The sequence below is a fragment of the Microcoleus sp. S13_C3 genome (genome assembly GCF_036700905.1).
Lineage (GTDB): Bacteria > Cyanobacteriota > Cyanobacteriia > Cyanobacteriales > Microcoleaceae > Microcoleus.
Genome location: NZ_JAUBPT010000246.1, coordinates 1 through 7,193, shown reverse-complemented (window position 1 = coordinate 7,193; position 7,193 = coordinate 1). Strand labels below are relative to the sequence as shown.

The window sequence follows — 7,193 nt, the reverse complement described above, 5'->3', positions numbered from 1 at the left end:
GTCCAAAAAGGACGGGCGGGACGCCCATCCCACAATAACAATTAAAATTGTAAGTTATTTAATTCGCGATCCTAAATGACAGACCGTTCGCAGGAAATACGGGAGAAAATGTCAGGTTATCACGCACCCTAAAATAGGTTCTGATACACAATTAATATGATATCCGTTGCAATTGCCCCCCATCTGACGGTCGAGGGGGTTTACGCTCATCTGTGAGTAATATTATAGATTTGTGGTGAACCGGCCCCTACAAGAATTATGGTTAATTTACCGCCCATGATTTAACAGCTTATCCTAACTTTCAACTTTCAACTTTTGCGAAATCGGCAGTTCGATCGCAAATTCTGTTCCCCGGCCAACTTCTGAATGACACTCCAACTTACCGCCGTGGGTGTCTTTAACTATTTGGTAACTAATCGACAACCCCAAACCAGTGCCGCTGCCGACAGGTTTGGTAGTAAAAAACGGGTCAAACATCCTTGACTGAACTTCGGGAGGGATACCGGGCCCGCTGTCATAAATCCGCACACACACTTTATTTTCGCTGCTGAGTTCAGTAACAATGCGAATCTGGTTAACTTTGCAAGTACAGTGGGCTGATGACTCTTCTATAGCGTCGATCGCATTCACCAGCAAATTCATAAATACCTGGTTTAATTGAGCCGGATAACACTCGACTTTGGGCAGGTTCCCGTAATTTTTAATAACTTGAATCTCCCGACGTTTTGGCTGTGACTGGAATCGGTGCTGCAAAATCACCAACGTGCTCTCTATTCCTTCATGAATGTCTATTACTTTGCGATCTGTTTCGTCGAGTCTAGAAAAGTTTCTCAAAGACAGCACTATCTGCTTAATGCGGTTAGCACCTTCTTGCATTGAAGCCATGATTTTCGGGAAATCGCCAGCTATAAAATCCACCTCGACTTCTTCCAATTCTTGGGCTATTTCTGGAACTGGTTCAGGATAGTATTGCTGGTAGAATTGGAGCAACTTCACCAAATCGCGAGCGTACTGTGCGGCGGGAATAATATTGCCGTAGATGAAGCTAATCGGGTTATTGATTTCATGGGCTATTCCGGCTACCATTTGCCCGATACTTGACATTTTTTCGGCTTGAATAAGGTGAGATTGAGCCTTTTTTAAGTCGGCCAGAGTTAGTTCTAACTGTTGCGCTTTTTCTCGTTCTCGCTGTTCGCTAAATTGCAACTCTACTTCGGCTTGTTTGCGATCGCTAATATCAATATGGGTGCCCGTCATCCGCAAAGGATTTCCCGAAGCGTCGTGTTCCATCACCTTCGCTTGAGCTAAAATCCACTTCCACTCCCCGGATTTTGTCAGCATCCTAAATTCCACTTCGTAAGTAGGATTTTTGCCTTCCAGGTGAGCATTTAGCGCTGCTTTAGCCGGAGACAAATCCTCTGGATGTACCAGTTGCTCCCAGGATGCAAAACTATTTGCTATTTCCTCTACTTCATATCCCAGCATCATTTTCCACCGGGGATTAAAATAGACTTCTCCCGTGGCCAGATTCCAATCCCACAATCCCATCGCACTGCCTTCAAATGCCAGATAAAAACGTTCTTCGCTAATTTGCAAAGCTGCTTCGGCTTGTTTGCGATCGCTAATATCCATCACTGTTCCCAACAGTTTGATTACTTCCCCAGTTTCGCTAAAAACAGCTTCTCCCCTTCCTTCCACGTATATAATTTGACCGCTAGGATGCAAAAATCGGAACTCTCTTTTGTAGGAAATTCCTTGTGAGATAGTCAGGCTGACTGTTTGTTGAAATAATTCTCTGTCGTCGGGATGACACATCTTTAAAAGTTTGGCAGATGTCGGTTCAGTTGCACTTGAGTCAAGACCAAAAATGCGGAATACTTCTTCTGACCAAGTAATTTTATTTGTGACTAAATCAAATTCCCAACTGCCGATATGGGCAATTTTTTGGGCTGCTGCTAGACTAGCTTCGCTTTGTTGAAGTTTAAGTCGCTGTTGTTTATCTTGTTCGAGAAGATTGGCTTGAGCGATCGCAATTCCCATTTGTGCCGCCACAGTTTTCAATAATCCGATCTCATCTGGTGTCCAGTGGCGCGGGCGATCGTACTGGTGCAAGCATATCATTCCGTTGGCTTTTCCCTGGTAGGAAGTGCGGATGGATATCATCGACTTCAAACCTATTTGACTGCACAAATCTCGGACGTTTTCTAGCAGCGGTTCGGAAAAAACATCGTTAGAAACTACAGCTTGATCTTGGGACAATAAAAACTGAACGTGAGGATTGCCCTCTATGGGAATTTCTAAATCTAAAAGCGATTTGGATGCGGATTTTCTGTACTCAGCGACATTAACAATTCTGGGAATAGGGTGTTCTGTGTAGGTGTGAACCAAGCAGCAATCAGCATTAAAAATGCGACCAATTTGGGCAGTCGCCGTTTGAAAAACTTGCTCCTGCTTTAAGCTGTAACGAATTTCCAGAGTAATTGTTTCTAGCAGAAATCTTTGCTTAATTTGCCGTTCCAAAGCAGCTAAAGCTGTTTTAAGTTCGAGTTCTGCTTGTTTGCGATCGCTAATTTCAGTAGCCGTTCCTAAAATTTTCCAAGGTTTGTCGTCTGGTGTTCTGGCGAACACTGTATCCACGCTAACAAACCAGCGATATTCACCATTTTTGTGCGGAATTCTGTACTCAAACTCAAAGCTTTCACCGTCTTTTGCTGCCTCAATCCTGCTCATGTGTTCTGAGAATCCGGGCAAATCGTCAGGGTGTATTAAGTTAGGAAGAAATCCTCCTGCCATCTGCTGGATTTCTTCCAGGGTGTAGCCAATATCGCTATAGATTTCGCGGTTGATATACAGAGTTCGCTGTTCAATCAAATCGGAAACGTACAAAAGATTAGGATGTGTTTGAATTACGGCCGAAAGCCAGCGTTGGCTGTCTCGGAGTTCGGCTTCGATCCGCTTGCGTTCTTCTATTTCTGCTTGCAGCAGCGCATTTTGTGCTAAAATTTGTTTATAAAGACGGTTCAGAAGCAGTTGATTTTCGACACGGCTCACCACTTCTTCTGTTTGAAATGGTTTACTAATGTAGTCGGCCCCCCCCACCGAAAAAGCTTTGACTTTATCAAAAACTTCATTTAAAGAGCTAATAAAAATCACAGGAATGTGTTTGGTTTGCGGACAAGCTTTTAGCTGTTCGCAGACTTGATAGCCATCCATACCTGGCATCATAATGTCCAGCAAAATCAAATCCGGTGGACTCGACAGAGCAAAGTTAAGAGCCAATTTGCCATCTCGTGTCGGCCGCACTTTATATCCCCGCTTAGACAAAAGCTGGGATAAAAGTCGCAAGCTTTCTGGATGGTCGTCCACCATTAAAATATTTTCTTGTAAGACAGTGTTTTGAAGCCTAATTGTTTCTAGTCTGGGATTTTTATCGTCAGTTGTATTCACAGCAAACCCTCCAACTATTCAAGTTGTATATGTGGGAATATTTTTAAAGTCATTAACCGCTTGTAGCTAACACTCTCCGATGAACCAGCACAACTATTGACTATATAGCACACTCCTAAATCATCTGTCATTATATCAAAAACACTGCTCTTTTGAAAATGTTGGTGGCTCAACTTATCGGAGCCGAGTGAGAAAACAGCCTTGATGCCTCAAATCACAGGCTAAGCAAGGAATTTTGATTAGAGGTAAAAGTTGTACTTTTACAATTTTTATAACCCGGTTTTTCCTCCCTTTACCGGGTGGCTCTCTATTGTGTTTGGTCACTAGATACCCACACTCGAAAGGTTAATTAAAACAGACCGAAGGGTGTCAACTTAAGACTAAAGTTCTTTTTTTTCGGGTTTGTATCCAAGTCTTGAGTTCCCTAAATCCAGGGCGGTTTCATTTTCTTGTAGGGGCAAAACCCACGCCCGGTTCCACCGATGCCTGAAATGCCTATGAAATCATCTCTGGGTGGGGGCGGGCATTCTTGGCACCGCCCCTACAAAAGCCTGGTTTTTCGTAGGGGCAATCCCCCGTGGTTGCCCCGAAAGAGCCCTGTTCCCTAAATCCCCCTTCTGAAGCAGCGCTAGGGCAGTGTAGGCATAATTGTCAAACAGTATACCGTTACTAATTATGAGCTTAACTTGAGACCAATGGCTCCTGAAAAACTCCTACAATATCTTATATTTTATTGGCGCTGTCGGGCTGATTTATGGTATGTTGTTCTCTGCCTGCAATTCCCCGCAAGCGGCGTACACGGCTTTCACGTTATACCAATTCAGAAAAATCCGAGCAATTTCTAGAGCTAACTGCGGCTTGCCTTGGTCAATCAACCACTGCAAAAAAGGAGTCATCGTTCGCTCGTTAAGCATCCCACCTAATGATAAAACTCCCCACAGGATTTGGTGCAAAACAGTCATTTGAATCATCATCCGTACTTCCCAACTTGGGTGTTTTTGATAAAACAAAACTCCCATTCTACCGCGCTGAATTTCGCGGTCAATCATGCCCGGAATTTGCTCTAAACTAAAAGGTGGATGCCAGTGATAGCCGACAGCAGCCGGACATTTAATGAGTTTTAAACCTAATTTTTTTAACCTAACTCCCAACTCTAAATCTTCCCATCCGTACAGTTGAAAGCGATTGTCAAAAAGTCCAGCAGCCAGCAGCCAGTGGCGGGCGATCGCCACATTTCCCGTAGCAAAATAAGCCGCCGAAAAATCGGTAATTTTGTAAGGTTCTGAGGTAGGATTGTCGAAATTGCAAGTATTAATCACGCTGCCGTAAGTAAAAACAGCATCAGTATCTTTGTAACCCTGTAGTAAAGCATCGGCGTGTGCTTGCAAAAAATGCTCTGTTACCACCAAATCGCTGTCAATAAAAATAATCGTATCGCCCTTAGCATCTTCAACGCCCAAATTCCGAGCCGCCGCCGGGCCCTGGTGAGATTGACAGATCGATCGCACATGAGGCAACAAGTCAGCATTTGCGGCCAACCACTCCAGCGTCCCGTCCGTCGATCCGTCGTCCACGACAATTATTTCATACTCTCTGACAATCTCACCGAACTGCTGATTTTCCAAAGCCAGTAGACATTTTGCCAAAATCGGTTTACGATTATACGTCGGAATCACAACACTAAAAAACACGGTTTTTCCCCATCGCCACAGTTACCGTATCCCACGGTAGCAGATTTTTCGCAGCAACTCCCCCGGTAAATAGCCAAGTTTAGCAAAAAAAGAATATATAAATCTGTACTATTTCTGACAAGAATCGATCTCAATTAGGTGCATAATGAAAAGTCGGTTAAATATCACATCTTGCACCATTCTCCAGAACAGGCAAGATGCCTGTTCCACAAACATTTAATTTTATTGTGGGGCAGGCATCTTACACCATTCTCCAGAACAGGCAAGATGCCTGTTCCACAAAAATGATATTTTTTTGTGGGGAGTAGGGGTTGGGTCGAAGAGCCCGCCCTGAAAAGCTTAGTGACAAGGGTGCAAGATGTCAGTTAAATTCAGGATGTAAAGAACAATGAGTCGCGCTAAAAAAGTTGTCCTAGCATATTCGGGCGGAGTCGATACCTCCGTCTGCATTCCTTACCTCAAAAACGAGTGGGGTGTTGAAGAAGTAATTACTCTGGCCGCGGATTTGGGACAGGGAGACGAATTAGAACCGATCCGCAAAAAAGCTTTAGCATCCGGTGCTTCGGAATCTTTAGTTATTGATGCTACCGAAGAATTTGTCAAAGACTATGCGTTTCCAGCGATTCAAGCTAACGCACTTTACGAAAACCGTTATCCCCTTTCGACTGCCCTCGCTCGCCCGCTGATTGCTAAATTGTTAGTAGAAGCTGCGGAAAAATACGGTGCAGATGCGATCGCCCACGGTTGCACCGGCAAAGGAAACGATCAGGTGCGGTTCGATGTGTCGATCGGCGCGCTCAACCCCAAGATTAAAATCTTAGCACCGGCGCGGGAGTGGAAAATGAGCCGCGAGGAAACGATCGCATACGGCGAAAGATGCGGCATTCCGTCGCCGGTGAAAAAGTCTTCGCCTTACAGTATCGATCGCAACTTATTGGGAATGGCAATTGAAGCCGGAATCCTCGAAGATCCTTGGGCGGAACCGCCAGAGGAAGTTTATTTGATGACAAAGGCGATCGAACAAACTCCCGACACACCCGAATATATTGAAATCGGTTTCGAGTTCGGAAATCCTGTCACTTTGAACGGCAAAGAGTTATCACCAGTCGCCTTAATTTCCCAACTCAACGAAATAGTCGGAAACCACGGAGTCGGCCGGATTGACATGATTGAAAACCGCCTCGTCGGGATTAAATCGCGCGAAATTTACGAAACACCAGCGATTTTAGTTTTGATGCACGCGCACCGAGACTTAGAAAGTTTGACGCTGACAGCAGATGTGACGCGATACAAGCGAGGCATCGAAGAAACCTACAGCCAAATGATTTATAACGGTCTTTGGTACAATCCTTTGAAAACCGCTTTAGACGCATTTATTCAGGACACGCAAAAGCGAGTAACTGGAACCGTGCGGCTCAAACTGTTCAAAGGAAATGCGACCATTGTCGGCCGCAAATCTGACAATTCTCTGTACAGTTTCGACTTAGCAACCTACGGCGCAGAGGACGAATTCGATCACAAAGCTGCCGAAGGATTTGTCTATGTTTGGGGACTACCAACCCGCATTTGGTCGGAGAAAAATAGAGGTTACAAATAGGATCGAATTAGGGTTGAAAACCTGACGTTAAGCCAATACGGCTCAGTTAAGCTCGATCCCCCCTAGCCAAGGGCGGGCACGGGGAGTAGGGGTCGCACCGCCCCTAGGTCGGGGGAGACAAGAAATTACTCTTGCGTCCCCCAACAATCAGGGGGATTTAGGGGGATCTCGCCCGGAATAAATAGTTTTAACTGAACCTTATTGGATGTTAAGCCGCCGATTCGCGGAATTAAAGTAGGGTGTACATGGCACACCTTATTTGCCGCAGTCGCCCAACCTGTGCCAATTACCTAAGTTATGAGTTAGTAAAATACAGTAATAATTGGTAATTGGTAATTGGTTGTTTTTCTAATAATTTGTTAAACTGTCTTCAGACAAATTGGGTGCATCTCACTTTTGCGAATGTGTCAAAAAAGAGTTAAAATGAAAAAGCTAGTAAAATCGTCAAATAAAGATGA

The 7,193-nt window shown here is 44.6% G+C and carries 3 protein-coding genes; 1 reads left to right on the top strand and 2 read right to left on the bottom strand.

Annotation, left to right across the window (positions count from 1 at the left end; all coding sequences use genetic code 11):
* Positions 1 to 294: 294 nt before the first annotated feature.
* Complete coding sequence (locus QUA16_RS34690) at positions 295 to 3,447, bottom strand: PAS domain-containing protein (protein WP_333109157.1); 3,153 nt, start codon at positions 3,445 to 3,447, stop codon at positions 295 to 297.
* A 752-nt stretch (positions 3,448 to 4,199) separates the two neighbouring features.
* Positions 4,200 to 5,138, bottom strand: coding sequence for a glycosyltransferase (locus tag QUA16_RS34685; RefSeq protein WP_333109159.1), 939 nt, complete (start codon positions 5,136 to 5,138; stop codon positions 4,200 to 4,202).
* A gap of 388 nt (positions 5,139 to 5,526) precedes the next feature.
* Here QUA16_RS34685 and QUA16_RS34680 point away from each other — a divergent pair, with 388 nt between their 5' ends.
* Complete coding sequence (locus QUA16_RS34680) at positions 5,527 to 6,735, top strand: argininosuccinate synthase (protein ID WP_333109161.1); 1,209 nt, start codon at positions 5,527 to 5,529, stop codon at positions 6,733 to 6,735.
* Positions 6,736 to 7,193 lie beyond the last annotated feature (458 nt).

What these genes read in the sequence shown, in the direction of transcription:
- QUA16_RS34680 (WP_333109161.1), top strand. Translation starts at nt 5,527, where the DNA reads ATGAGTCGCGCTAAAAAAGTTGTCCTAGCATATTCGGGCGGAGTCGAT.